The sequence below is a fragment of the Janthinobacterium sp. BJB446 genome (genome assembly GCF_002735655.1).
Taxonomy (GTDB): Bacteria; Pseudomonadota; Gammaproteobacteria; order Burkholderiales; family Burkholderiaceae_D; genus Janthinobacterium; species Janthinobacterium lividum.
On record NZ_PDZK01000001.1, the window covers coordinates 2,765,798 to 2,791,916 of the forward strand.

Below are 26,119 nucleotides of genomic sequence, written 5' to 3' on the forward strand. Positions count from 1 at the left end.
CGTCATGGACGCGCCCCGCCGGGCCGGCAGCCTGTCACCGTTTTGTCATCAAGCTGACATGGCGCTGTCACATTCGACAACTATCATGCGGTTGCCTTTAAATCACGCAACCACAGGACATCGCAGCCCATGAACAAGCCCAACGATCTGGCCATCAGCGCCACCGATCTGAACGACATTGACAGCAACGCGTCCCACGACAACCACTTCAACAGCATCCTGAACGCCCGCCTGAGCCGCCGCAACTGGCTGCGCGGCAGCGCCGTCACGGCCGCTACCGCCGTCATGGGTTCGATGGGCCTGTCCGCTTGCGGCGGCAGCGATGCGGTCGCCATCACGCCGACGCCAACGCCAACGCCTGAAAAACTGCTGGCCTTCACGGCCGTGCCGAAAAGCCTGGCCGACGTCGTGTCGGTGCCAGCCGGCTACACGGCCACCGCCCTGTATGCGCTGGGCGACTCGCTGCGCGCGGCGACGCCTGCCTACAAGAACGACGGCAGCGATACCGATTTCGACAACCGCGCCGGCGACCACCACGACGGCATGGAATACTACGGCCTCTCCGCCGCTGGCGCGCCGCTGGCGTCCGGCGCGGAACGGGGCTTGCTGGCCATGAACCACGAAGCGACCACGGACGAAAAACTGTCCTCGCACTTCCTGCACGTCAATGGCGGCACCACCACGCTGCCGCGTCCCGCCGCCGAAGTCGACAAGGAAGTGGCCGTCCACGGCCTGAGCGTGGTGGAAGTCAGGAAGACGGGCAGCGCCTGGGCCACCGTCAACGATTCCGCTTTCAACCGCCGCGTCACGCCGCTGACGGACATCGAGATTGCCGGCCCCGTGCGCGGCAACGCCCTCGTGGTGACCAAGTATTCGCCGACCGGCACCAAGACGCGCGGCACCATCAACAACTGCGGCACGGGCAAGTCGCCATGGGGCAGCTACCTTTCCGGCGAAGAAAACTGGGCCGGCTATTTCACCCGCTCGGCCACCGACAATGCGGCGCGCGGCGACAAGTCCGTCGCTTCGCTGAACCGCTATGGCCGCAGCCAGGGCGGCGCCTCGCGCCACGGCTGGGAAACGGGCGGCAGCGACGACAAGTACGCGCGCTGGAACCTGAGCAAGATCGGCGCATCAAGCAACGGCAGCGACGACTACCGCAATGAATTGAACGGCATGGGCTACATCGTCGAAATGGACCCGTACGACAAGACCAAGGCTATCCGCAAGCGCACGGCCCTGGGCCGCTACGCGCATGAAAGCGCCGCCTTCAGCGTGCCGGCCGTGGGCCAGCAGCTGGCCGTCTACATGGGCGACGATTCGCGCAACGAATACATCTACAAGTTCGTCACGACCGCCGTCTGGGCCGCCGCGGACGCCAACCCGGCCGACCGCATGGCCACCGGCGACAAATACCTCGATTCGGGCAAGCTGTACGTTGCCAAGCTGGCCGCCGACGGCACGGGCCAGTGGATCGAGCTGGCCATGTCGAACGCGCTGATCCAGGCGTACAGCGCCTACAAGTTCGCCGACCTGGCCGACGTGCTGGTCAATGCCCGCCTGGCGGCCGACGCCGTGGGCGCGACGAAGATGGACCGGCCGGAATGGTGCTCGGTCAATCCTGCGAATGGCGAGATCTATTACACGCTGACCAACAACTCGAACCGCACCGTCAATCCGAGCGGCTCGTCGCAGCTGGCGCCGGACAGCGCCAACCCGCGCGCCTACACGGACATGAAGGGCAGCAGCGCGCAGAACGGCAATCCGAACGGCCACATCATCCGCTTCAAGGAAGGCACGGGCGCGGCCGCGGCCACCAGCTTTACCTGGGATGTCTACCTGTTTGGCGCCGAAAGCGGCGCCGACGCCAGCAAGATCAACCTGTCGAACCTGACGGCCGATCAGGATTTCTCGAGCCCGGACGGCCTGGCCTTCAGCCCGTACACGGGCATCTGCTGGATCCAGACCGATGATGGCGCCTACACGGATGTGACCAACTGCATGATGCTGGCGGCCATTCCCGGCAAGGTCGGCGATGGCGCCAAGTCCACCCTGAACTACGCGACGGCGGCCGGCGGCAACCTGGCGGTCGACACCTTCATCGGCAAGAAACCCACTGCCGACACGCTCAAGCGCTTCCTGGTGGGACCGGTCGGCTCGGAAATCACGGGCATCAGCGAAACGCCCGATGGCAAGACCATGTTCATCAACATCCAGCACCCGGGCGAAAACACCTCGCTGGCGAATATCGGCGATCCGTCCAAATACACGAGCCAGTGGCCGGCCAACGCCGGCTATGGCGCCGGCAAGCGTCCCCGCTCGGCCACCATCGTGATCACCAAGAACGACGGCGGACGCATCGGCAGTTGATGTCCCGTGCCTGGCGGCGGCATCCGCCAGGCAAAGCCAGCAGTTCACCTTGTAAAAGGAGGAAGTGTCCCTAAGTAAGGCTTATCACCAGACATTGCAACGACCGAATGGCAGCCAGGGAAAACGTTTCCCTGCTTTTTGGTATGATGGCAAGGCGCGCCGGCACCGGAGTGGTGTCGCGCGCCTTTTATTTTTGATAATTACTTATATGAGCACAACCATGCAAAGCGGCGCAGACATCCTGGCGACAGGCGAATTGGATTACACGACTTCCTGCGCACTGCCGACGCCGTGGGCCCAGTTCACCCTGCACGCCTTTGTCGAGCACGCCACGGGCAAGGAACACCTGGCCATGGTGCTGGGCGATATCGGCAACGGCGAACCGGTGCTGGCGCGCGTGCATTCCGAGTGCCTGACGGGCGACGTGCTGTTTTCCCAGCGCTGCGACTGCGGCGCCCAGCTCGAAGGCGCCCTGAAACGCATCGCCGAGGAAGGCCGCGGCATCTTGCTGTACCTGCGCCAGGAAGGGCGCGGCATCGGCCTGATCAACAAGATCCGCGCCTACCGCCTGCAAGAGGCGGGCGCCGACACGGTGCAGGCGAATGAACAGCTGGGCTTCAAGGCCGACGCGCGCAACTACACCTTGTGCAAACCCATGTTTGCGCAGTTCGGCATCCACAGCCTGCGCCTGATGACGAACAACCCGCGCAAGATCGCCGCCATGGAAGCGCTGGGCATCACGGTGGCCGAACGGGTGCCGCTGCTGGTCAACCGCAACGCCTTCAACCAGCATTACCTGAATACCAAGCAAAGCAAGCTCGGTCACATGATGACGCCGGAAACAGCACCGGCGCTGGAAGACGGCGCCCTGTAATTGCCGCTCCGGCTTGCCGGGCCGGCGCAGCGTATGCGCCCTTGCCGCGCCGGCCCGCGCCCGCTTCGCTCCTGCTCACGCACAAAGGATGCATGAAATTATCTAACCTCGCCTTCTTGCTGGCCAGCCTGTGCGCTGCCGCAGGCGCCCACGCGGCCCCAGCGCCTGTACCTGCCGCGCCAGCCGCGGCCCCCACCGCTTCGACTCCCCCCCTCAAGCCGCCGCCGGCAACCGCCGCGCCAGCCGCCACCGAACACGCAGCCCTGCCGCCGCCCTCCTCGGCCGCACAAAAGCTGTACACGGCCGCGCGCGCCGACATCCTGCAAGTGCGCGTGTTGCTGAAAAACGGCCGCACGCAGTCGTCCGTCGGCTCGGGCTTTTTGATCGGCACGGGCGACCTGGTGGTGAGCAACTATCACGTGGTCTCCCAGTTCGCCCTCGACCCGGACACCTATGTGGGCGAATGGGTCGACACGAGCGGCCAGCGGGGCAATGTGGAATTGCTGGCCGTCGACGTACTGCACGACCTGGCGGTATTGCGCGTGAACCGCCATGGCACGGGCTTCTTCAAGATGCCGGAAGGGCTGGCGCCGCTGACGCAAGGCCAGTACCTGTATTCGATGGGCAATCCACTGGACCTGGGTTTCGCCATTTCGGAAGGTTCCTATAATGGCGTCGTCACGCGCAGCTTCTACGACCAGCTGATGTTTACGGGACCGATCAATTCCGGCATGAGCGGCGGCCCCAGCGTGACGGCAAATGGCGACGTGGCCGGCGTGAACGTGTCGAAACGCCTCGATGGCGAACTCGTCAGTTTTCTCGTGCCCGCCCGCTATGCCCAGCAATTGCTGGCCAAGGTGGCGCAGCAAGGCAAACCGCCGAAGGACTTCAAGCCCCTGGTGACGGCGCAGCTGCTGGCGCACCAGGAAGTCATGCTGGCGCGCCTGCTCGACACGCCATTGAGCCTGAAAGCCATGGGCCCGTACCGCGTGCCCGTGCGCGAATCCAACCAGATGCGCTGCTGGGGCCGCTCCAACGTCAAGTCCGACAAGCCCTATATGCTCGACAATACCAGCTGTGCCATGGAATCGGCCATCTTCATCTCCGGCGCCCTGCAGACGGGGCAGGTGTCGATGCGCCACGAATTTTTGCGCAGCAGCGAACTGGGTCCGCTGCGCTTTTCCGAGCTGGCCAGTGCCTCGTTCAAGAATGAAAGTTTCGGCAGCTACAAGAGCGCGCACCTGACGGGCCCCCATTGCACCGAACAGTTCGTCAAGAACAAGACCTTGCCCTTGCGCGCCGTCCTGTGCGTGCGCGCCTACCGCAAGTTTACGGGACTGTACGACTTCGCCCTGCTGGCCGCCAGCACCGATGAGCCATTGATGAGCCTGCAAAGCCGCATCGACGCGCGCGGCGTGTCCTACGCCAACGGCATGCGCGTCACGCGCACCTTCCTCGAAGCGCTGTCGCGGGAAAGCGGACGCAAGCCATGAAAGCACCATACTTCATCGAAATCCTCGCCGAGAATGGCGAAGTGCGGCAGCGCCAGCGCATGGCATCCCTGCCGATCCGCATCGGCCGCGGCTACGACAACGACTTCATCCTCGATGATGCGCATACGGCCGCCGCGCACGCCATTGTCGAGGACGACGGCGCAGGCGGCCTGCTGCTGCGCGACCTGGGCAGCCAGAATGGCGTGATCCATCGGGGCCAGCGGCAACTGCAAGTGGCCATGACCGGCAACAGCATCGTGCGCCTGGGCCACACGCGCCTGCGCGTGCGCGCCAGCGACCATCCCGTGGCGCCCGAACTGGGCGACACCACCCGGCATGACTGGGAAGGCTTGCGCCCCGCCGTCGCCGGCCTGGCCATGATCGGCGCCTCGGCCGCCTTCAGCAACTGGCTCAGCGATGCGGACGCCTTCGACCCGATTTCCTACCTGATGATCATCGCCTACGCGCTGGCCGGCGGCCTCGTGTGGGCGTCGATCTGGGCCGTGGCAAACCGCCTGTTCGGCCATGTGGCGCGCTTCGGCCGCCACCTGTTCATCATCGGCTGCGGCTTGCTGGCCATGGAGGCGTGGGAACTGGGCAGCAACATGGCGGCGTATGCGCTGTCGCTGGAAGTGCTGACGCGCTACGGACGGCACATGTTCATCGTCATCGTCTGCGCCATGATCTACTACCATTTGTGCACGATCAAGCCGCAGCACCCGCGCCGCTTCGGCCTCGTTGCCGTCGTGCTGGCCATCCTTGGCTCGACCCTGATCCTGCTGAGCAATTTGCAGAGCAGCGGCCGCCTGGCCGACGAGCCGTACATGTCCGTGATCTACCCGCCGGCCTTGCGCCTGAGCCCGGATCACACGACGGACGCCTTCTTCCGCGATGCGGCCAGCCTGCAGCGCGCCGTCGATGCCGAGCGCGGCAAGGCGGCCAAGGGTGCCGACGAAGACGAAGACAGCGGCGATTAAGCCGCCGCCATGCAAAAAGCCCGCCGTGTCCTGACAGACCGGCGGGCTTTTTATCGCGCGCCATCAGGCGCGGCGATGTCGGCGATACAAACTTAGAACTTGGATTCCTGCTTGCGGCGTGCCGTAAAGCCCAGCAAGCCCAGGCCGATCAGCAGCATGGCGTAGGTGGTTGGCTCTGGGACAGCCGAGATCAAGCCATCATTGGCGCCGAAGCTGACGAAATTGTTGTTGCCCGCCTTGAACTGCGCTTGCTGGCCGCCATCGCAGCAGCCTTCCAGGCCGTAGATGCTCAGGGTATGGTTGCCGGCCGCCAGGGTGCTCGAACCGCTGAGGAACTGGCTGCCATTGTTGTAGTTGCCTGCCCACCACATGTCATTGCTCTTGAAATCCAGCGCCACGCCGTCGAGGAACAGGGCGCCGCCCTTGCCGAAATCGACGCCGCTGCGGAAGCTCCAGGTGCCCGCATCGGCCGCGCCGACGCCAAAGTTGATGACGGATTTGAAGGCGATGTTCGAGCCGCTGCCAAACAGGCCGCTGTTGTTGACGTTGTCATAGCTGGCAATCGTCGTCGAGCCATAACCGGCGCCAGGCGTGGCCACGGCGGCATTCACAACGGACTGGTAGTCGGCGGCGGAGCTTTGCGCGCCGGCGCCCGAATAGCCGGTGGACAGGGTGATGGTACTGGCGTTCGCGTGGGCAAACACACCGACAGCGATCAGGGACAAAGCGATTTTAGGCAAGTTTTTCATGATGGTATCCAGTAAGTAAGTATTCAGTGGGCGCAGCAAGGGGCGCTGGAGCTGAATACACGCTGCATTGAGGCGTGTCGGCGTAGCGCTAGGGATTGCAGGAATGAGCGGTCGGGGGCATGGCTTCCGCGAAACAGCGCGGACTTGCGGCGTGCCATGGCGGCACTGCAAGCGTCCTGGAAAGGGTTCGGGTTCCCGGGACAAGGCCAGACAATTGACGGGTCAGGTAAGGCGATGAAGCTATTCTAGCTCAAATTCCCTGGAAGAAAAGTATTTTTCTTTTAACCATGAAAGATATTTTTATGGCAAGCACCTGTCCAGCGGCAGAAAAACCCCATCCCTCACTCTGGAGCGGCGACCATGCGCGGCACGTGACGTGTCGCGGCTGCACCACAGACCAGTCCGTCAGTGTCGCATCTTGCGCATTTCTTTTCGCATGCCTCTGCACCACGGGGTGAAACAGCATGGCAAAATGCAGTCACGCTGCTATCTGTCCGATGAGGGGGAAAGAGGAATGGTCGACCTGGAAGAACTACGCTATCTGGCACTGTCGTTTCCCGACACCACCGAGGAAGAACACCACGACCGTCCGGCGTTCCGCGTGGGCGGGAAGATCTTTGCCACCCTGCCCGATGACGAGCACATCAACGTGCTGCTCGATGCGGAAGCGGCGCACATCGCCACCGTCATCACGCCATCGGGCTGCGAGAAACTCTGGTGGGGAGAACGCCTGGCCGGCATCACGGTGCGCCTGGCGGACGCCGAGCTGGACATGCTGGCCGCCGCCCTGACGGCCGCCTGGCGGCGCAAGGCGCCCAGCGACTTGGCCAAGACCATCGCCCCGACAGGATAGTTACAACGGCCAATTGCGCAGCAGCAATCCCACCATTTGCTGCAACTGCTCGCGCGATACGCCGGCCGCCGCCTGGATGGCCATGCCCTGCGACAGGGTCACGACAAAACGCGCCTGCTGCTCCGGGCAGGAATCGGGCGGCAAATCCCCCTCTTCCCTGGCGCGCCGCAAGCGGTCGCGCAGCTTGATTTCACCGCGCAGCCGGCGCGCAAACAATTCATCGCGGATCGGCAAGGCATCGTCGCTGCAGGCAAGCGCCGCATTGACGCCCATGCAGCCGTGCGGACCGTCCGGCATGGTTTGCGCGTCGACATATTGCGTCAGCAAGGCTTCCACCACCTGGCGCGCCGTCGGCTGTTCCAGCGCCGCGTCGAAGAACCGCATGCGCGTGTCGCTGTAGCGCTCGAGCGCCTTGTGGAACAATTGCTCCTTGTTGCCGAAGACGGCATACAGGCTGGGCCGGTTCATGCCCATGGCTTTCGTCAATTCCGGCAGGGAGCTGCCTTCATAACCCTTTTCCCAGAATACTTTCATGGCGCAATCGAGCGCCTGATCCGCGTCAAACGTGCGTGGCCGCCCCGTTTTCGCCTTGACCGCTTCCTCATTTTTATCTTGTTTCATACCGTTCGGTAAAAAATTATTGACAACACTGTCTGCCTTCCCTGATTATATACCGACCGGTTAAAAACCTCCCGGCTTTTCAGGAACCCCTATGCACACACCTTCCAACGCTTCCGGCGACGATACCACCGTGGCGCCATGGCTGGCCGTCTTATCGGTCGGCATCGGCGCCTTCGCCCTCGTCACCTCCGAATTCCTGCCCGTCGGCCTGCTGCCCGCCATGGCGGCCGAACTGGCCATCAGCAAGGGCCAGGCGGGGCTGATGATCACCACGCCCGGCATCGTTGCCGCGTTTGCCGCCATCTTCGTCACCGTCGGCTCGGGCCGTCTGGACCGCCGCATCGTGCTGCTGGCCCTCACGGCCCTGCTGGTGGCGTCGAACCTGCTGGTGGCGCTGGCGCCGTCGTATGCGTGGATACTGCTGGGCCGCGCCATGCTGGGCGTGGGCGTGGGCGGCTTCTGGGCCATCGGCAGCGCCATCGGCCCGCGCCTGGTGGCGCCGCAGCATGCGTCGCGCGCCATGTCCATCATCTTCGCCGGCGTCTCGCTGGGCACGGTGGCGGGCGTGCCGGCCGGCGCGCTGGTAGGCGAGCTGGTGGGCTGGCGGGTCGCTTTCGGCGCGGCCAGCGCCATTGCCGTGCTGGTCTTCCTCGGCCAGCTGTTGCTGCTGCCCAAGCTGCCGCCGACGCAAGCCATCCGCCTGCGCCAGTTGCCGATGATTTTCGGCATCCGCAAGGCCAGGCTGGGCCTGATCGCCACAGCTATGATCTTCACGGGCCAGTTCGCTGCCTACACGTATATCGCGCCGTTCCTCACGCAAATCTCGCACCTGGCGGCCGGCACGGTCAGCGCCATGCTGCTCGTGTATGGCGCTTCCGGCTTCATCGGCAACCTCGCGGGCGGCTGGGCCGCCGGCCGCTACGAACGGGCCGCGCTGATGGTGACGGGTGCCGTGCTGGGCTTGTCCACCCTGGCCCTGGCCGCGTTCGGCAGCCATTCGCTTACCGCCATGCTGCTGGTGGCCGTGTGGGGTTTCGGTTTCGGCGCCATGCCGATCGCCGTGCAGACGTGGATGTTCAAGGCGGCGCCACACCTGATGGAAGGCAGCAGCGCGCTGTTTGTCGCCATCGTGCAAGTGTCGCTGGCATCGGGCGCCTTGCTCGGTGGCCTGGCCGTCGACCGGCTGGGCGTAGCGAGCGCGATGGTGGTCGGCGGCCTGTTCGCCCTAGGCTGCGCCTTGACGATCGCCATCTTTGGCAAGCCACAGGCCAACCCCAAGGCTGGCGCGGCCTGCGTCACATCGTAGGAATCAAATGCGGCCGCGGCGGAATTCGCCAAGGAATTTCGTCACTTCGGCCGGCGTCATCACGACGTCCGCATCGCCGTGATACGCATACAGGAAGGGCGTGCCGCCCAGGCGATCCGTCAGCTTGGCAAAGAGCAGAAAGCGGCTGCCCAGCGGGTAGCGCTGCACGTCGACGAGGCGGCGCGAGCACTGCACGGCCAGCTCGGGCGAAAAAGCCTGGCCCGGCACGGGGCGGATTTCCACGCGGCCATCAATGGCGCGCGATTCGACGGCGACGTGCCGGTATGCATAAGTATCACGGGCCATGCCGCCACCTTGAATGAAGTAAAGGCGCCATCTTAAGCGAAGATGGCGCCTGCCGTGCTACTGCGCCACGATGCGCAGCAAGCGGCCATTGTCTTCATCCGTCAGCGCATACAGATAGCCGTCCGGCCCCTGGCGCACGTCGCGCACGCGCGCGCCGATGGCCAGGCGGTCCTGACCCGTCACCTTGCCGCTGGCATCGACGGCGATGCGGCGGATATCCTTGGCCGCCAGGCCGCCGCTGAAGATGCTGCCGCGCCAGGCGGCAATCTTGTCGCCCGTGTAGACGGCCAGGCCCGACGGCGCCGGCGACGGCACCCAGGCCACGCTCGGGTTGAGCATGCCGGCCACTTCGTGCTTGCCGACCGGTTCGTGCGTCGTGTAGTCGGCGCCATAGCTTTGCAGGGGCCAGCCGTAGTTGCCGCCCGCCGCCACCAGGTTCAGCTCATCGCCGCCATACGGACCATGTTCCGTGGCCCACACGCGGCCGGAAACAGGATCGAGCGCCAGGCCCTGCACGTTGCGATGGCCATACGACCAGATTTCCGGCAAGGCACCCTTGGCGGCCAGCGGGTTGCCGGGCGCCGGTTTGCCCTCCTCCGTCAGGCGCAGGATGGAACCCTGGTGCGTGGCCAGATTCTGTGCCTGCTCGCGCGCCAGGCGGTCGCCGATGCGCAACGGCGGGTTACCGCCATCGGCCACGCTCATCAGCAAAGTGCCGTCCGGCAGCCACAGCAGGCGCGAACCGAAATGCTGGCCGCCGCTCTTGTCGGTGGCGACCTTGAACAGGGTCTGGATGCCCGTCACCTTCCTGCCGTCGAACACGCCGCGCACCAGGGTCGTGCGGTTGGCGTCATTCGTGCCGGTCGACACCGTCATGTAGACGCGCGGATTCGGCTTGGCCGCATCCTGCGGATGAATCACGATATCGAGCAAGCCGCCCTGCCCGCCCGTAAACACCTTGGGCATGCCTTCCAGCGCCACGTCGGTAAAAGTCTTTCCATTCAGCAGATGCAATGTTCCCTGCTTGCTGGTGACGAGCGCGCGCCCCTCGCCCAGCCAGGCGATGCCCCACGGCTGGCGCACGCCCTGCGCGACGGTCTCGGCCTTCCAACCCTGTTTCGCGGCAGGCGGCTCGCCCGTAGCTTGCAGTTCGGCGTGGGCAGGCATGGCCAAGGCCGCGAAGGCTCCCAGCAGCAGGGCGGTGGCAAGGCGTGTGCGCTTGATGGTTGGCATCGGGAATTCTCCTGTGTCGTCAATAAAAAAGGCGGCCGCGATGGTCTTTGCCATCGCGCCGCCTTTAAAAATAGCACAGATTGCACGGCGGACGCGCCGCCGTTCTCATGCCATCAGCGATACACCAGATAGTATTTCGGGCGCGCGGTGGTTTTCTGCGCGCCACCCGTCTGCACCAGCGCCACCGGATCGCCGGCGGCCGTGTGGAAGATGCCGATGCCATAACTTTGCTCGCCGCCAATCACCGGCAGGCTGACGCTGCCTGCTGGGAAGAGCAATTCACCGCTATATTTCTTGTAACTGCCCTGATATACCGTATCGTAGCCTGGATAAGCGTACTCAAACGAACTTTCCATCAGCAGCACTTCCGCTTTGGTGGGCGAATAAGTCATCGATTGCATGCTGCTGGTGCCGCTGCTGCTTGAGCCGAAGGTAAAGCGCCCCATGTATTGCAGCGTGTCGGCATTAAAGTAGGTACCGTTTCCGGTAAACAAAATATCTTCCTTCGGCGACAGGAAGAACGGTGACGAAATGTAATAGTCGCCATAGACAGCGCCGTTAGTGAGGATGGCATGCGTTTGCGGGTCAAAGGTGAAATACGAGAGCGTTGAGTAATTGCCCTGCGAGAGAAAGACCTTGTCCTTCGATGCTGCAAATACGCCGCGCAGAGCGCCATAGAAACCGCCACTGGCAAAATCAAGCGAAGGCAATGCCTGTCCCGTACGTGCGTTAATAACAGCAACAGCGGGCCGCGCGGATGAACCAATCGATTGGCCCGAGAGAAATACCACGCCAGCATTGGTAACGAATACCTCCGTCTGCGTGCCACCGGTGCCGGTCGATTTCAACAGGCTCCCCGACACCAGATCCACCAGACTGACCACGCCATCATGCAACACAGCGGCCAGCTTGCCATCCGGACTCAGATTGAGGGCCTTGACCGCTGTCGGCAGATCAACGCTGCTGGTCGCCCCGTTAACCGGATTGATGACTTTGACGGTGTACGGCTCCGCAGTGACGACGACAAGGCGGTCGGTAGCCAGGCTATAACGCATCTCAACCGGCTTGAACGGCAATGCGACCACACTCGAAGTCGACGTGACCGCATTGAATTTCAGGTAAGCGATCGCCGTCTGGCGGCCATTGCTCACTGTCAGCGACAGCACGTAAGCGCCAGCCACGTCCGGTGTAAATGCAGGAATCGCCGCCGTCGCTGCGCCTACCGCCGCGACAGAACCGGCGGGACGGGTATCGACCGCCCAGGCATAGCTCAGGGGAGCGCCACCCTCGTCATAACTGAGGATGCCGCTGGTGACCAGCGGCTGGCCGACGGGAACGGTCTGGTTGTTGCGGCTGACCACCGCGACCGTGCCCTGGATAACGCCCATCGGCATGCTGTTGTTGGCATCGAACAGGTACACCGTTTCGGCATACGCGCCCTTGCCGTCCGCACCGCGGGCACGCACTTTGTACAGGCCCAGCACATCGGGCGAGAAACGCGCCGTTTGACCGCTGACAAACAGCAGGGACGTACTGCCGGCCGGCTTCTGGATCAGTTCCCACGTCGTGGTCACCTTGTCGCCGTCGATATCGACGCTGCCCGTGGCATCAAGCACGATGCCGGAGCCTGCCGAGACACTCACGGCATCCTTGACGAGCGGCTGCGCCGTAAACGTCGCATTAACCACCAGCACCGCATTCGGCACCCGGTTATTCACCAGCACGGTGGCGTTCTTTTCCGCAAAACCGCCCTTGCCATTCGTCACGCGCAGCTTGAAGACATAGGTGCCCAGCGCGTCGGGCTGGAAGTTCAGTTTCGGGGTCGAGACGGCGCCCATGTTCAAGCCGCTGCCGGCAGGTTTCGAGACCATGCTCCAGGCAAAGCTCAGCGTCCCGCCGTCGCTATCCTTGCTGCCACCGGCATCGAGTTCAATCTGTCCACCCATGCTGCCGATGGCATCGGCACCTTCTGCCGCCGCCGACACGGCACCGGCAAACAGGATGGCAGGCTGCGGCACGGCCGCCACGGGCGGCGGCGCCGCAGTTTCACTGCCACCACCTCCACCGCCACACCCGGCCAGCATGGCCATGGCCAACATACCCGCTCCCAACCAGCGCGCGGCTGGTCCCTGCATACGACTACGCATATGATTCCGTTCTTTCAATATTTCCCGTGGTTATAAAGTGACGTCTTGTCGCGTCCGAAAAAGCGGACAAATATTATCATGACAATAACGTTAAATTTTCACCAAATTTCAATTTGGAAATATTAATTTTCAGGAATCCTTAAAAAGGAGCTGCCGGGTACGCTCAGGCGCGCAGCAGCAAGGCCACGGCTTCGGCCGCGATGCCTTCTTCACGGCCCAGGTAGCCCAGTTTTTCATTCGTCTTGGCCTTGATGTTGACCTGGCCCACACTCACGCCCAGGTCTTCGGCCACGTTGGCGCACATGGCGGCGATGTGCGGCGCCATCTTCGGGCGCTGGGCAATGATGGTGGCGTCGATATTGCCGATGATATAACCGGTCGCTTGCACTCGGCGCACGGCTTCGCGCAGCAGGGTGCGCGAATCGGCGCCCTTGAACTGCGCGTCCGTGTCGGGAAAATGGCGGCCGATGTCGCCCAGCGCGGCGGCGCCGAAGATGGCGTCCGTGATCGCGTGCAACAATACGTCCGCATCGGAATGGCCGAGCAAGCCCAGGTGATGGGGGATTTTCACGCCGCCAATGATCAGGTCGCGGTTTTCCACCAGCGCGTGGCAGTCATAGCCCTGGCCGATGCGGAAAGGCAGTACGGGAGTCGTTGTGTTCATGCGGGTCTCTCTGGAATTCAAGGGTTGGCCAAATACAGTTCGGCCGTGTATATGTCGCGCGGCAAGGTCACCTTCAGGTTGCGCGGGTGGCCTTCGACCAGCATGGGCGCCAGGCCCAGCGCTTCGACGGCGCTGGCGTCGTCCGTAATCGCTTGCGGGTCGAGCGCTTCGGATAAGGCCTGGTACAGCAGCGCATAGCTGAACATTTGCGGCGTCTGCGCCAGCCATAGATGATCGCGCGGCACCGTCTGCGCCGACAGGCCGTCCGGCCCCGCCCGCTTGACGGTATCGACCACGGGCAAGGCCAACAGGCCGCCGGCCGGGTGGTCGCCCACCTCGCCGATGAGCTTTTCGATCAGGGCCGGCGTCAGGCCGGGACGCGCCGCGTCGTGCACCAGCACCTGGTCGTGGGCACCGATGCTGCCGTGCACGGCCTGCAAGCCATTCAGGATCGTCTCCATGCGCGTGGCGCCGCCGCAGCGCAGCACAGTGACGCCCTGCTCCGGCACGACCGTGTCAATCACGCTATCCTCCGCGCTGACGACGACATACGTGTGCGCGATCAGGGGGCTGGCGAGAAAGGCGTCGAGCGCGTGGCGCAGCATGGGTTTGCCAGCGATAGGTAAGTATTGCTTGGGACTGCCCGCTTCCATGCGCGCGCCCACGCCGGCGGCAGGGATCAGCGCAAAGTAACGGACGGTGTTCGGTGCTGCTGTCATGCCATTCCTTGTCTAGTTGGCGGGCGCTGCCTTGCCCGCCAGGATGTTCTGGATTTCGCCCTTGCACGCCTTGCCCAGGCGTGCATATTCTTGCGGAGAATCGATGGCCGCCTGCAAGGTTTCCACCTTGCGCATTTCAGCCTTGATATACGGCAACCAGCCCGTGTCGATCTCGCGCGCCAGCGCCGCCTTGGCCGTGCCGCTGGGCGCATACAGGGGCCGCGCCTCGAAGCGTTTGGCCAGCGCCGCGCGCACGGTCTTTTCCACGCGCGGCAAGTGTTCCATATAGGTTTTCATGTGCCGCAGCTCGTGCGCGAGTATCTCATCATACGCGCAAGTGCCGGGGGCAAACTCGCGGCCGATATAGATCACCACGGGCGCATACGTGAGGGACACGGTAATCTGCGGCGCCACGCATTCATAGCCGCTGGCCGGGTCTTGCAGCATGGGACCGGCCAAGGCGATGGCCACGCGCGAATCCGTCTTCGTCAATCCCAGTACCCAGGTATTGGCGCGCGCCGTGCCCTTCATCACGGTCAGGGCCTTGTACGGCAGATGCGTGTCGATGCTGTAGCCATTCTGCTGCGCCGTCAGCACGGACACCGTCTTGCTGATCGTGTCTTCGCAGCGCACCTGGAACGGCGTGCGCGCGGCCCCGTGTGCGCCCAGGCTGGCAGACGCCAGCAGCAGGAAGATCGCCGTGCGCATGTGCGGAATCAGGCCGGCTGCCAGGCGCCGCTGGTGATCTTGTCGAGCCAGAAGATGCCGATGACGGTTTTCACGTCCGTGATCGTGCCATCCTTGACCCAGTCGAGCAGCTGCGGCACGGTGGCCGTAAAGGTTTCCAGGAATTCGCCTTCATCGAGCTGGCGTTCGCCGGCCACCAGGCCGCGCGCCAGGAACAGCTCCAGGTGTTCATCGGAATACGCGATGGCGTTGTGAATGGTGGAGACGAATTGCCAGTCGCTGGCCGTGTAGCCCGTCTCTTCCAGCAACTCGCGCTGGGCGCACGCCAGATGGGACTCGCCTGCGTCGATCTTGCCAGCGGGGAATTCAATGAAGACGCGGTCCAGCGGATAGCGGTACTGGCGTTCCATCAGCACCGTGCCATCGTCGAGCAGCGGCAGAATGACGACGGCGCCCGGATGCAGGACGAATTCGCGCGCCGTGATCTTGCCGTCCGGCAGCGCAACCCGGTCGCGCTGCACGCGCAGGAAGCCGCCTTGGTAGACGAGCTCGCCGTCCACCTTGGTCTCAGTTAAATTCATATCCATGCGTTCAGTATCCATACCTTGATTATGCTCAATAAAAAAAAACGGCGCCAGAGGCGCCGCTTTCGGTCGATGGGCTAGCGCCGCTTGCGCAGGTAGCGTGTGACAAAGCCGGGGAAAGCCAGCACCAGGAACAGGCATCCCGTGATGGCATAGAACTCCCACGTCTGCGGGAAACCGTTGCCGATGCGTGCTTCGAGCGCGAACGCCACGGCGCCGACGATGAAGTACAGAATCACCATCTCCAGCAGGCGCAGCGCCAGCGGCTTGCGCCAGCCCTGCTCTGCTTGCGCCGCCCTTTTCAGGGGCACGGCGGCAAACAGTTTCTCGTTCAGGAAAGGCAGGTTGGCGCCCAGGATGCCCAGGGCGATCACCAGCCAGCTCGAGGCGGTGACATCCATCGGTCAGGACGCCAGCGTCTTGGTGATGGCGGTCGCGCAGGCAGCCAGGATGCTGTTAGGCATCACACCCAGCGCCAGGACGAACACGCCGTTCAGGGCCAGCACGACGCGCATATCGCCATGCACGACCAGCACATTGCCGTCCGTCGGCTCGTCGAACCACATCATTTTCACGACGCGCAGGTAGTAGAAGGCGCCGATCAGCGAGAACAGCACGGCAGCGATGGTCAGCCACAGCTGGCCCGTCGCCAGCACGGAAGCGAGCACCGAGTACTTGGCCATGAAGCCCATCAGCGGCGGCACGCCGGCCAGCGAGAACATGAACAGGGTCATCACCAGCGCGAAGATCGGGCTGCGTTTGCCCAGGCCCTTGAAGTCGGCCAGTTCGTCTGCTTCGAAACCATTACGTGCCAACAACATGATCACGCCGAAGGTACCCAGGGTGGTGAACACGTAGGTGATGACGTAGTACATCGAGGCGCCGTAGGCGGTGGCTGCGCCAGCCGCGTTCAGGGTGTTGTTCGGTGCATCCACGGTACCGGACAGCAGGCCCAGCAGAACGAAGCCCATTTGTGCGATGGTCGAGTACGCCAACATACGCTTCAGGTTGGTTTGTGCGATGGCGGTGAAGTTACCGATCGCCAGCGACATCACGGCCAGCACCAGCAGCATTTGCTGCCAGTCATGTGCCATCGGCAGCAAGCCTTCGGCCAGCAAGCGCAGGGTGATGGCGAAGGCGGCCAGTTTCGGCGCCGCGCCCAGCAGCAGGGTCACGGCCGTCGGCGAACCTTGATACACGTCAGGCACCCACATGTGGAATGGCACGACGCCCAGTTTGAAGGCCAGGCCGGCAACGAGGAACACCAGGCCGAAGACCATGATGGTGCCGTTGGTCTTGCCGTTTTCCAGCGCCACGCGCAGTTCGCCCAGGTCCAGCGTGCCGGAGGCGCCGTACAGCATCGAGATACCGTACAACATGAAACCGGAGGCCAGCGCGCCCAGGATGAAGTATTTCATGGCCGCTTCCGTGGCCTTGGCATTGTCACGGCGCAAGGCGATCAGTGCGTACAGCGACAGCGACATCAGTTCCAGACCCAGGTAGATGATCAGGAAGTTGTTGGCCGAGATCATGATCATCTGGCCCAGCAGTGCAAACAGGGCCAGCACGTAGAACTCGCCGCCCAGGTTACCCGACAGCATGCTGCGGTCGGTGGCATAGGCGCGCGAGTAGATCAGGGTCAGCGCCACGGCGCCGTACGAGAACAGTTTCAGCAGCTGCGACATCGGGTCCGACACGAACATGTTGTGGAACGTGTAGACGGTGGTGCCCGCATTGAAGTCGCCCACGGTCAGCAAGGCGCAGCCGGCCAGGGTCAGCAGCGACAGCGCATAGGTAATCGAACGCTTCGCCGCAGGCAAGAACATATCGATCAGCAAGAGCGCCGACGTGGCGATCAGCAGAAAGATTTCCGCGTACAGCGGTACCAGATTAGGTGCATTAGTCATGTTATCGGTCTTCTATTTAAGGCAACTTGCTGGTGGCGACATGCTGCAGCAGGTCAGCAACCGAAGTTTGCATCGTGTCGGTGAACGGGGCTGGGTACAGACCCATCACGAGCACGGCGATGGCCAGCACAGCAAGCATGAAGAATTCACGTTTGTTGATGTCGGTCAGTTCGGCCACATGCTTGTTCTTGATCTTGCCGAACACCACGCGCTTGGCCATCCACAGCGAGTACGCCGCGCCCCAGATCAGTGCCGTTGCAGCCAGCAGACCGATCCAGAAGTTGTATTTCACCGCGCCCAGGATCACCATGAACTCGCCGACGAAGCCGGACGTCGCAGGCAGACCGCAGTTGGCCATCGAGAACAGCACGAAGAAGGCGGCAAATTTCGGCATGCGGTTCACGACGCCGCCGTAGTCGGCGATGTTGCGGGTATGCATGCGGTCATACAGCACGCCGATGCACAGGAACATCGCGCCGGAGATGAAGCCGTGCGAGACCATCTGCACGATACCGCCCTGCACCGAGATGTCGTTGAACATGAAGAAGCCCAGGGTGACAAAGCCCATGTGCGCGATCGACGAATAGGCGACCAGTTTTTTCATGTCCGTTTGCACCAGGGCAACCAGACCGATGTAGATCACGGCGATCAGCGACAAGGCGATCATGAAACCCGACAGGTAGTGGCTGGCGTCCGGCGTGATCGGCAGCGAGAAACGCAGGAAGCCGTAAGCGCCCAGTTTCAGCATGATGGCGGCCAGCACGGCGGAACCGCCCGTTGGCGCTTCCACGTGGACGTCCGGCAACCACGTGTGGACGGGGAACATCGGCACCTTGACGGCAAACGCCATCAGGAAGGCCAGGAAGATGAAGATCTGCTCGTTCATCGTCAGCTTGAACGCATGCCAGGCCAGGATGTCGAAGGTGCCCGACACATTACGCAGGTAGATGATGGCAACCAGGGTCAGCAGCGAACCGAAGAAGGTGTACAGGAAGAACTTGAACGACGCGTACACGCGGTTCGAACCGCCCCAGATACCGATGATGATGAACATCGGGATCAGGGTTGCTTCAAAGAAGAAGTAGAACAGCAAGCCGTCCAGCGCGCAGAACACGCCAATCATCAGGCCCGACAGGATCAGGAACGAGCCCATGTACTGGGCGATGCGCTTCTCGATCACTTGCCAAGCGGAAATGACGACGATGACGGTGATGAACGCCGTCAGTGGCACGAACCACAGCGACAGGCCGTCGATACCCAGCGAGTACCAGATATTGAAGGTCTCAATCCACGGTGCTTTTTCGACGAATTGCATGCCGTGCGCGGCGTTGTCGAAATGCTGGATCAGCGGCAAGGTGCACAGCATGCTGAGCACGGCGCCAGCCAGCGACAGCCAGCGGGTAAAGCCCGCTTTGCTGTCACGGCCGAGAGCCAGGATCAGGACGCCGCAAATGATCGGCACCCAGATCGACAGACTCAGGTAAGGAGGTAGTGTAGAAATCGTAGACTGCATCATGGTTCTCAGTATTCTTTTATCAGGTCAGCTTACTTAGCGGGCCAGAATGGCAGGAAATAGATCAGGAAGCCCAGCACGCCCAGGATCATCACGAATGCATAGTGATAGATGTAGCCGGTCTGCAGCACTCGCGACAGCGAGGACAGCCAGGCGACGACCTTGGCGCTACCGTTGACCAGCAGGCCATCGATCAGCTTCTTGTCACCGAAGTTCCACAGGCCATTACCCAGCAAGCGGGCACCGCCGGCGAACACGACTTCATTGAACTTGTCCATGTAGTACTTGTTGTCCAGCAGGGTGTGGATCGCGTGGAACTTGGCAAAGAACCAGGCCGGTACACGCGGGTTGACCATGTAGCAGTAGTAGGCTGCCACCACGCCGGACAATGCCAGCCAGAACGGTGCCGTCGACAGGCCGTGGATCGCCATCGCCATTGCGCCGTGGAATTCATGCGACAACTCTTCCATTGCTGGATGGTTTTCGCCCACAAAAATCACGCCCTTGAAGAAATCGCCATGCAGCATCGGGCCGATCGTCAGGTAGCCGATGATCAGCGATGGAATCGCCAGCATCACCAGCGGGAACCATACGACGAATGGGGACTCGTGCGGCTTCTGGCCAGGTTCCAGACCGTGGTGCGCGTGGTCGTCTTCCTCTTCTTCATGACCATGGTCGTCATGTGCATCGCCGTGCGCGCCATGGGCCGCTTTCGGTGCGTGATGGTCGTCATGGCCATGCGCATGCGCCTGGCCGAAACGTTCCTTGCCGTGGAAGACGAGGAAATACATGCGGAACGAGTAGAAGGCGGTGACGAACACGCCAGCCAGCACGGCGAACTGGGCAAAGCCCGCGCCCCAGATGTGCGTCGCTTCGACGGCTTCGATGATGCTGTCTTTCGAGTAGAAACCGGAGAACAGCGGCGTGCCGATCAGGGCCAGCGAACCGATCAGGGAAGTGATCCAGGTGATTGGCATGTACTTGCGTAGGCCGCCCATGTTGCGGATATCTTGGTCGTGGTGCATGCCGATGATGACGGAACCGGCGCCCAGGAACAGCAGTGCCTTGAAGAATGCGTGCGTCATCAGGTGGAACACGGCCACGGAGTACGCGGACGAACCCAGCGCCACGGTCATGTAACCGAGCTGCGACAGGGTCGAGTAAGCGACGACGCGCTTGATGTCGTTCTGGATGATGCCCAGGAAGCCCATGAACAGCGCCGTGATGGAGCCGATCACCAGGATGAAGGACAGTGCCGTGTCGGACAGTTCGAACAGCGGCGACATGCGCGAGACCATGAAGATACCGGCCGTCACCATCGTCGCGGCGTGGATCAGTGCCGAGATCGGGGTAGGACCTTCCATCGAGTCAGGCAGCCACACGTGCAGCGGGAACTGCGCGGATTTGCCCATCGCGCCGATGAACAGGCAGATGCAGGCAACGGTCAGCAGGGCCCAGTCGGTACCTGGCAAGCTCAGCAGCGCCAGTTCGTCTTTCTTGGCGAACACTTCCTGGTAGTTCATGGTGCCGGCGTAGGCCAGCAGCAGGCCGATGCCGAGGATGAAGCCGAAGTCGCCCACGCGGTTGACGAGGAAAGCCTTCATGTTGGCCACGATGGCCGTCGGACGCTGGTACCAGAAACCGATCAGGAGGTAAGAGACCAGGCCCACGGCTTCCCAACCGAAGAACAGTTGCAGGAAGTTGTTGGCCATGACCAGCATCAGCATCGAGAAGGTGAACAGCGAGATGTAGGCGAAGAAGCGGTTGTAGCCTTCGTCGTCCTTCATGTAGCCGATCGTGTAGATGTGCACCATCAGGGAGACGAAGGTGACCACGCACATCATCATCGCCGACAGCGAATCGATCTGGAAGCCCACTTCCATCTTCAGGGTGCCGATCGTCATCCAGTTATAGATCGTGCCATTGAATGTCGCGCCATCCATCACTGCCAGCAGTGTCTGCACGGACAGGATGAACGCAATCAGTACGCCCAGGATCGTCGCGGTATGCGACGTCTTGCGTCCGACCAAATTACCCAGGAACTGGGTGCCAAGCAAACCTGCAATCGCGGCACCGGCCAGCGGCGCCAGCGGTACGGCAAGAAGGAGGTTAGGGTTGAGGAGTTGCCCCGCCATGATGAACCTTAATCGTTATTATTCGAGAGATCGAGTCTGAAAAACATCAGCCTTTGAGGCTGTCCAGGTCTTCGACGTTGATGGTATCCAGATTACGGAACATCACCACCAGAATAGCCAGACCGATAGCCGACTCAGCGGCGGCAACCGTCAGGATGAAGAAAACGAAGATCTGACCGGCCGCGTCGCCCATGAAATGGGAGAACGCGATGAAATTCATATTCACCGCCAGCAGCATCAATTCGATTGCCATCAGCAATACGATGATGTTCTTGCGGTTCAGGAAAATACCGACGATCGAGATTGCGAACAGGATCGCGCCCAGGACCAGAAAATGTGTGAGCGATAATGTCATGGTGCCTCCTTAACTTCCGGCTCAGCCGCAGGACGCTCGACGACCGCGTCCATCTTGATGATCTTCAGGCGGTCGTTGCGCTTGACGCGCACGGCATCGCCTGGAGCAAAGTGCTTGGTGTCCTTGCGTTTGCGCAGGGTCAGTGCAACCGCGGCAACGATGGCCACCAGCAGCACGACGGCAGCGATTTCGAAGGCGAACACATATTTCGTGTAGATCAGCAGGCCCAGTTCCTTGGTGCCGCCCAGGTTGACGTTGACCGGAGCGATACTAGGCGCAAAGTTGCGGAAACCGTGCCACAGGACAGCGGCCATTTCCAGCACGATGATCACGCCCACCGTCACGGACAGTGGCAGATAGCCCCAGAAACCTTCGCGCATGCGGTCGATATTGATATCGAGCATCATGACCACGAAGAGGAACAGCACCATCACGGCGCCGACATACACCAATACCAGCACGATGGCCAGGAATTCAGCTTGCAGCAGCATCCAGATGCCCGCTGCGGAAAAGAAGGACAGTACCAGGAACAGTACTGCGTGGACCGGATTACGGGCCGTGATGACGCGCGTCGCTGCCAGAATCAAGATCAGCGCGAAGGCGTAAAACAAAATTGTTTTAAAGTCCATAAAAAACCCAATAGACGTACAGATGAACGAGGGGCGCGCCGCAGCTGGTCAGCTGCGGCGCATCCATCAGCGATAAGGTGCGTCGGCGGCGCGCGCAGCGGCGATGTCATTTTCATAACGATCACCCACGGCCAGCAACATCTCTTTCGTGTAATACAAATCCCCGCGTTTCTCGCCGTGGTATTCCAGGATTTGCGTCTCGACGATCGAATCGACCGGGCAGGACTCTTCGCAGAAACCGCAGAAGATGCACTTGGTCAAGTCAATATCGTAACGCGTGGTGCGGCGCGAGCCGTCGTCACGCTGTTCCGATTCGATCGTGATGGCCATCGCCGGGCAAACCGCTTCGCACAGTTTGCAGGCGATGCAACGTTCCTCGCCGTTCGGGTAGCGGCGCAGCGCGTGCAAGCCACGGAAACGCGGCGAGATCGGTGTCTTCTCTTCCGGGAATTGCACCGTGATCTTGCGCGAAAACATGTACTTGCCTGTCAACGCCATGCCCTTGATCAGCTCGCCTAACAAGAGGCTGCTGAAGAAATCTTTTACCTTATCCATTCGTATGCACTCTCTTACTTCCAAATATTCCAGGATGTCTGCATCCAGGCAGCGACGAAGACCAGGTAGACCAGCGTCAACGGGATAAACACTTTCCAGCCGAGGCGCATGATCTGGTCATAACGGTAGCGTGGGAAAGTACCGCGCACCCAGATAAACACCGACACGATGAAGAAGGTCTTGGCGAACAGCCAGAAGAAGCCGCCGAAACCACCCCAGAACTCAAGGAAAGCAAATGGTGCGGACCAGCCACCGAGGAACATGATCGAAGCCAGTGCACCGATCAGTATCATGTTGGCGTATTCGGCCAGCATGAACATGGCGTAGGCCATGCCCGAGTACTCGACCATGTGGCCGGCGACGATTTCCGACTCGCCTTCGACGACGTCGAACGGGTGACGGTTGGCTTCAGCCAGGCCCGACACCAGGTAGATGACGAACATCGGCAGCAGCGGCAGCCAGTTCCACGACAGGAAGTTCACGCCTTTGTCGGCGAAGAAGCCGATTTGCTGGCCGCTGACGATGTCGATGAAGTTCAGGCTGCCCGACACCATCAGCACGATGACCATCACGAAGCCCATCGGGATTTCATACGAAATCATCTGTGCCGAAGCGCGCATGGCGCCCATGAACGAGTACTTCGAGTTCGAGGCCCAGCCGGCGATGATGATGCCGTAGACTTCCATCGAGGTAATCGCCAGCAGCATCAGCAAGCCTGCGTTGACGTTGGCCAGCACGGCTTGCGGGCCGAACGGCACGACCGACCAGGCGGCCAGGGCCGGCATGATGGTCATGATCGGGCCGATCACGAACAGGCCCTTGGCGGCCTTGGACGGGATGATGATCTCTTTGAACAAGAGTTTCAGCGCATCGGCGATCGGCTGCAGCAAGCCCAGCGGACCCACGCGGTTCGGGCCGACGCGGATCTGGATCCAGCCGATCAGCTTGCGTTCCCACAAGGTCAGGTAGGCAACCAGGCCCATCAGCGGCAGCAGCACGCACAGGATCTTGATCAGGGTCCAGAAGAACGGCCACGAGCCGCCCAGCAAATCCTGGCCGCTGCTGTTGATGACGTTTACAAATTCAGGCAGAGCCATCAGATTTTCCCCTCTGCTGTTTCAACTGTGATGTCACCGAACATGCCGCCCAGGCTAGCCGTCGAGGCATGCGCCGCCGACACTTTCACCACATTGGCTGGCAGGCCGGCATGGATTGCCGCCACCAGGATGGCGCTGCCGGAGCCTTGCGCCACTTTGACCTTGTCGCCCGCCTTGATGCCCAGCTTCTCGGCCAATACTGGCGACAGATGGGCTTGCGGCGCGGCGCCATCGACCGTGCGCAGCAGCGGTTCGGAGCGGCGCACGAGCGCGTCGGCGAAGTAGATCGGCACGTCGGCGATGCGTTGCAGCGCAGGCGAAGCCGGTGCGTAGCTTGCCGCTTCCGGTGCGTTCTTGGCGATGTTGTTCAGCTGTGCCGACAGATCGGTCACGCCGGCGCCAAACGCTTCGTCGCGAATCGCTTCGGAAGTGTCGTAGTCGAAACCGGCCAGGCCCAGGATGTTGCCCAGGACGCGCAGCACTTTCCAGGCTGGACGGGTTTCCGCCAGCGGTTTCACGGTGCCGTTGAAGCTTTGCGCGCGGCCTTCGCAGTTGACGAAGGTGCCCGAGGTTTCAGCGAACGGAGCGATCGGCAGCAAGACATCGGCGTAATCCATGCCGTGCTTGAAGGCCGACATCGCCACGACCATGTCCGCGCCATCCAGGGCGGCGCGGGCCGCTTGTGGATTGGCAGCGTCGAGTTCCGGCTCGGCGTGCAGCAGCACGTAGGCTTTCTTCGGCGCGGCAAAGGCAGCTTGCACATTGGCGCGCGGCTTGGCGACCAGGTGCGCGCCAACCGTGTTGGCCGCTTCCGTCAGGTAGCCGAGCTTGGCGCCCGTCTGTTCGGCGATCCATTGCGCGGCAGCATGCAATTGCGACGCTTGCGGGTGTTGCGTTGCCGCGTTACCCAGCAGTACGGCGCCGTGGTCGCCAGCCATCAGGCTGGCGGCGATGGCGACAGCCACGTCCGAAGCGGCGATCGCTTCAAAACCGGCTGGCGCGGCGATTTCTTTGGCTTTGGCAACGGCGACGACCACTTCCGACAAGGCCGCCAGCCAATCGCCAGGTGCGACGATCATCTTGTTGGCGATGGTGATCAGCTGGTCATCGTCGGAGGCGTGCAGGATCGACAGCTTGGCGCCGCCCTTGACGGACGCGCGCAAACGCGTGGCCAGCAATGGGTGATCCTTGCGCAGGAACGAGCCGATGACGAAGGCGCGCTTGATCTGGCCAAATTCGTTGATCGGCATGCCCAGCCATGGCTTGACGCCGGCGTCCAGCGCGAAGTCGGTCTGGCGCAGGCGGAAGTCGACGTTCTCGGAACCGAGACCGTTGGCCACTTTTTGCAGCAGTACCAGCTCTTCGACGGTCGAATGCGGCGTTGCCAGCGCGGCGATGGCGTCAGCGCCATGCTCGTGCTTGATGTTTTTCAGGCCGTGCGCCACGTATTCCAGCGCCGTTTGCCAATCGACTTCTTTCCACTCGTTGCCTTGTTTCAGCATCGGGGACGTCAGGCGTTCGGCGCTGTCCAGCGCTTCGTACGAGAAACGGTCCTTGTCCGAGATCCAGCACTCGTTGACGGCTTCGTTTTCCAGCGGCAATACGCGCTTGACCTTGCCAGCTTTCACTTGCACGATCAGGTTCGCGCCCAGGCCATCATGCGGGCTGACCGATTTGCGGCGCGACAGTTCCCACGTACGGGCGCTGTAGCGGAACGGCTTCGAGGTCAGTGCGCCGACCGGGCACAGGTCGATCATGTTGCCCGACAGTTCGGAGTCGACCGTCTGGCCGACGAAGGACACGATTTCCGAGTGTTCGCCGCGGCCGATCATGCCCAGCTCCATCACGCCAGCCACTTCCTGGCCAAAGCGTACGCAGCGGGTGCACTGGATGCAGCGCGACATTTCTTGCATGGACACCAGCGGACCGGCTTCCTTAGGCTGCACGACGCGCTTGTCTTCCTTGTAGCGCGATTCGCTTTTGCCGTAACCCACTGCCAAGTCTTGCAACTGGCATTCGCCGCCCTGATCGCAGATAGGGCAATCGAGCGGGTGGTTAATCAGCAAGAATTCCATGACCGACTTTTGCGCCTGCACAGCTTTATCGCTGGCGGAGCGCACGATCATGCCGGCACTGACCGGGGTCGCACAAGCGGGCAAAGGCTTGGGCGCCTTTTCCACTTCGACCAGGCACATGCGGCAGTTCGCTGCGATCGACAATTTCTTGTGATAGCAGAAGTGCGGAATGTAGGTTCCCAATTTGTTGGCGGCGTCCATCACCATGCTACCAGCAGGGACTTCGACTTTTTTGCCGTCTATTTCGATTTCAACCATGGTGATCGTTAC

24 protein-coding genes are annotated in these 26,119 nt (G+C 62.0%); 6 read left to right on the forward strand and 18 right to left on the reverse strand.

Annotated elements, in window-relative coordinates:
- Nucleotides 1-129 precede the first annotated feature (129 nt).
- From CSQ92_RS12220 to CSQ92_RS12235, 4 genes are all read left to right on the forward strand, one after another.
- A complete protein-coding gene (locus tag CSQ92_RS12220; protein ID WP_034779476.1) occupies nt 130-2,370 on the forward strand; it encodes a PhoX family protein in 2,241 nt (746 codons plus the stop codon).
- Nucleotides 2,371-2,590: 220 nt separating this feature from the next.
- Entirely contained in the window at nt 2,591-3,244 is a 654-nt protein-coding gene (ribA, locus tag CSQ92_RS12225) for a GTP cyclohydrolase II (protein WP_034749940.1), read from the forward strand.
- Nucleotides 3,245-3,336: 92 nt separating this feature from the next.
- Nucleotides 3,337-4,737 (forward strand): S1 family peptidase, encoded by a 1,401-nt coding sequence (locus tag CSQ92_RS12230; RefSeq protein WP_099394243.1) that lies wholly within the window; start codon nt 3,337-3,339, stop codon nt 4,735-4,737.
- Nucleotides 4,734-5,714 carry an FHA domain-containing protein gene (locus CSQ92_RS12235; protein ID WP_070255585.1) on the forward strand — a complete coding sequence of 327 codons (981 nt, stop codon included), beginning with the start codon at nt 4,734-4,736 and terminating at the stop codon, nt 5,712-5,714. Before CSQ92_RS12230 ends, CSQ92_RS12235 begins: the two co-directional genes overlap by 4 nt.
- A gap of 92 nt (nt 5,715-5,806) precedes the next feature.
- Here the strand turns inward: CSQ92_RS12235 and CSQ92_RS12240 are convergent, their stop codons facing one another.
- On the reverse strand, nt 5,807-6,463 hold the full coding sequence (locus tag CSQ92_RS12240) for a CCXG family PEP-CTERM protein (RefSeq protein WP_034779740.1): 657 nt from the start codon (nt 6,461-6,463) through the stop codon (nt 5,807-5,809).
- Between the two features lie 472 nt (nt 6,464-6,935).
- Between CSQ92_RS12240 and CSQ92_RS12245 the strand changes: the two genes are divergently transcribed.
- Entirely contained in the window at nt 6,936-7,316 is a 381-nt protein-coding gene (locus CSQ92_RS12245) for an MmcQ/YjbR family DNA-binding protein (RefSeq protein ID WP_225317377.1), read from the forward strand.
- Here CSQ92_RS12245 and CSQ92_RS12250 read toward each other — a convergent pair whose 3' ends face one another.
- Nucleotides 7,317-7,937, reverse strand: a complete 621-nt coding sequence (locus CSQ92_RS12250; RefSeq protein ID WP_034779484.1) for a TetR/AcrR family transcriptional regulator — start codon at nt 7,935-7,937, stop codon at nt 7,317-7,319.
- 91 nt (nt 7,938-8,028) lie between these two features.
- Between CSQ92_RS12250 and CSQ92_RS12255 the strand changes: the two genes are divergently transcribed.
- Nucleotides 8,029-9,243, forward strand: a complete 1,215-nt coding sequence (locus CSQ92_RS12255) for an MFS transporter (RefSeq protein ID WP_099394244.1) — start codon at nt 8,029-8,031, stop codon at nt 9,241-9,243.
- A gap of 3 nt (nt 9,244-9,246) precedes the next feature.
- Here the strand turns inward: CSQ92_RS12255 and CSQ92_RS12260 are convergent, their stop codons facing one another.
- The 16 genes from CSQ92_RS12260 to nuoG all read right to left on the reverse strand — a co-directional run bounded on the left by CSQ92_RS12260 (nt 9,247) and on the right by nuoG (nt 26,107).
- Nucleotides 9,247-9,549, reverse strand: coding sequence for a hypothetical protein (locus CSQ92_RS12260; protein ID WP_176376167.1), 303 nt, complete (start codon nt 9,547-9,549; stop codon nt 9,247-9,249).
- 57 nt (nt 9,550-9,606) lie between these two features.
- Nucleotides 9,607-10,836, reverse strand: a complete 1,230-nt coding sequence (locus CSQ92_RS12265) for a PQQ-dependent sugar dehydrogenase (protein WP_257219199.1) — start codon at nt 10,834-10,836, stop codon at nt 9,607-9,609.
- 59 nt (nt 10,837-10,895) lie between these two features.
- Nucleotides 10,896-12,881: a PKD domain-containing protein gene (locus CSQ92_RS12270; RefSeq protein ID WP_099394245.1), complete on the reverse strand. Its 1,986-nt coding sequence runs from the start codon at nt 12,879-12,881 to the stop codon at nt 10,896-10,898.
- Nucleotides 12,882-13,092: 211 nt separating this feature from the next.
- Nucleotides 13,093-13,593 carry a 2-C-methyl-D-erythritol 2,4-cyclodiphosphate synthase gene (ispF, locus tag CSQ92_RS12275; RefSeq protein WP_099388380.1) on the reverse strand — a complete coding sequence of 167 codons (501 nt, stop codon included), beginning with the start codon at nt 13,591-13,593 and terminating at the stop codon, nt 13,093-13,095.
- Between the two features lie 17 nt (nt 13,594-13,610).
- Complete coding sequence (gene ispD, locus CSQ92_RS12280) at nt 13,611-14,312, reverse strand: 2-C-methyl-D-erythritol 4-phosphate cytidylyltransferase (protein WP_099388381.1); 702 nt, start codon at nt 14,310-14,312, stop codon at nt 13,611-13,613.
- 12 nt (nt 14,313-14,324) lie between these two features.
- Nucleotides 14,325-15,020: a hypothetical protein gene (locus CSQ92_RS12285; RefSeq protein ID WP_099394246.1), complete on the reverse strand. Its 696-nt coding sequence runs from the start codon at nt 15,018-15,020 to the stop codon at nt 14,325-14,327.
- An 8-nt stretch (nt 15,021-15,028) separates the two neighbouring features.
- On the reverse strand, nt 15,029-15,586 hold the full coding sequence (locus CSQ92_RS12290; RefSeq protein ID WP_070255807.1) for an NUDIX domain-containing protein: 558 nt from the start codon (nt 15,584-15,586) through the stop codon (nt 15,029-15,031).
- A 74-nt stretch (nt 15,587-15,660) separates the two neighbouring features.
- Nucleotides 15,661-15,984, reverse strand: a complete 324-nt coding sequence (locus CSQ92_RS12295) for a DUF2818 family protein (protein ID WP_099394247.1) — start codon at nt 15,982-15,984, stop codon at nt 15,661-15,663.
- A gap of 3 nt (nt 15,985-15,987) precedes the next feature.
- Nucleotides 15,988-17,490, reverse strand: a complete 1,503-nt coding sequence (nuoN, locus tag CSQ92_RS12300; RefSeq protein ID WP_034779502.1) for an NADH-quinone oxidoreductase subunit NuoN — start codon at nt 17,488-17,490, stop codon at nt 15,988-15,990.
- A 16-nt stretch (nt 17,491-17,506) separates the two neighbouring features.
- Nucleotides 17,507-19,006, reverse strand: a complete 1,500-nt coding sequence (locus tag CSQ92_RS12305) for an NADH-quinone oxidoreductase subunit M (protein ID WP_034749975.1) — start codon at nt 19,004-19,006, stop codon at nt 17,507-17,509.
- 29 nt (nt 19,007-19,035) lie between these two features.
- The gene (nuoL, locus tag CSQ92_RS12310; RefSeq protein ID WP_070255607.1) at nt 19,036-21,138 is read right to left on the reverse strand and encodes an NADH-quinone oxidoreductase subunit L; all 2,103 of its coding nucleotides are present in this window, start codon (nt 21,136-21,138) and stop codon (nt 19,036-19,038) included.
- A 46-nt stretch (nt 21,139-21,184) separates the two neighbouring features.
- Entirely contained in the window at nt 21,185-21,493 is a 309-nt protein-coding gene (gene nuoK / locus CSQ92_RS12315; RefSeq protein ID WP_010399724.1) for an NADH-quinone oxidoreductase subunit NuoK, read from the reverse strand.
- The gene (locus CSQ92_RS12320) at nt 21,490-22,122 is read right to left on the reverse strand and encodes an NADH-quinone oxidoreductase subunit J (protein ID WP_034779507.1); all 633 of its coding nucleotides are present in this window, start codon (nt 22,120-22,122) and stop codon (nt 21,490-21,492) included. The genes nuoK and CSQ92_RS12320 overlap by 4 nt, the downstream gene beginning before the upstream one ends.
- A gap of 66 nt (nt 22,123-22,188) precedes the next feature.
- Nucleotides 22,189-22,677: an NADH-quinone oxidoreductase subunit NuoI gene (gene nuoI, locus CSQ92_RS12325; RefSeq protein ID WP_010399726.1), complete on the reverse strand. Its 489-nt coding sequence runs from the start codon at nt 22,675-22,677 to the stop codon at nt 22,189-22,191.
- Between the two features lie 14 nt (nt 22,678-22,691).
- Complete coding sequence (nuoH, locus tag CSQ92_RS12330; RefSeq protein WP_070255609.1) at nt 22,692-23,774, reverse strand: NADH-quinone oxidoreductase subunit NuoH; 1,083 nt, start codon at nt 23,772-23,774, stop codon at nt 22,692-22,694.
- On the reverse strand, nt 23,774-26,107 hold the full coding sequence (gene nuoG / locus CSQ92_RS12335; protein ID WP_099394248.1) for an NADH-quinone oxidoreductase subunit NuoG: 2,334 nt from the start codon (nt 26,105-26,107) through the stop codon (nt 23,774-23,776). Before nuoG ends, nuoH begins: the two co-directional genes overlap by 1 nt.
- Between the last annotated feature and the right edge of the window lie 12 nt (nt 26,108-26,119).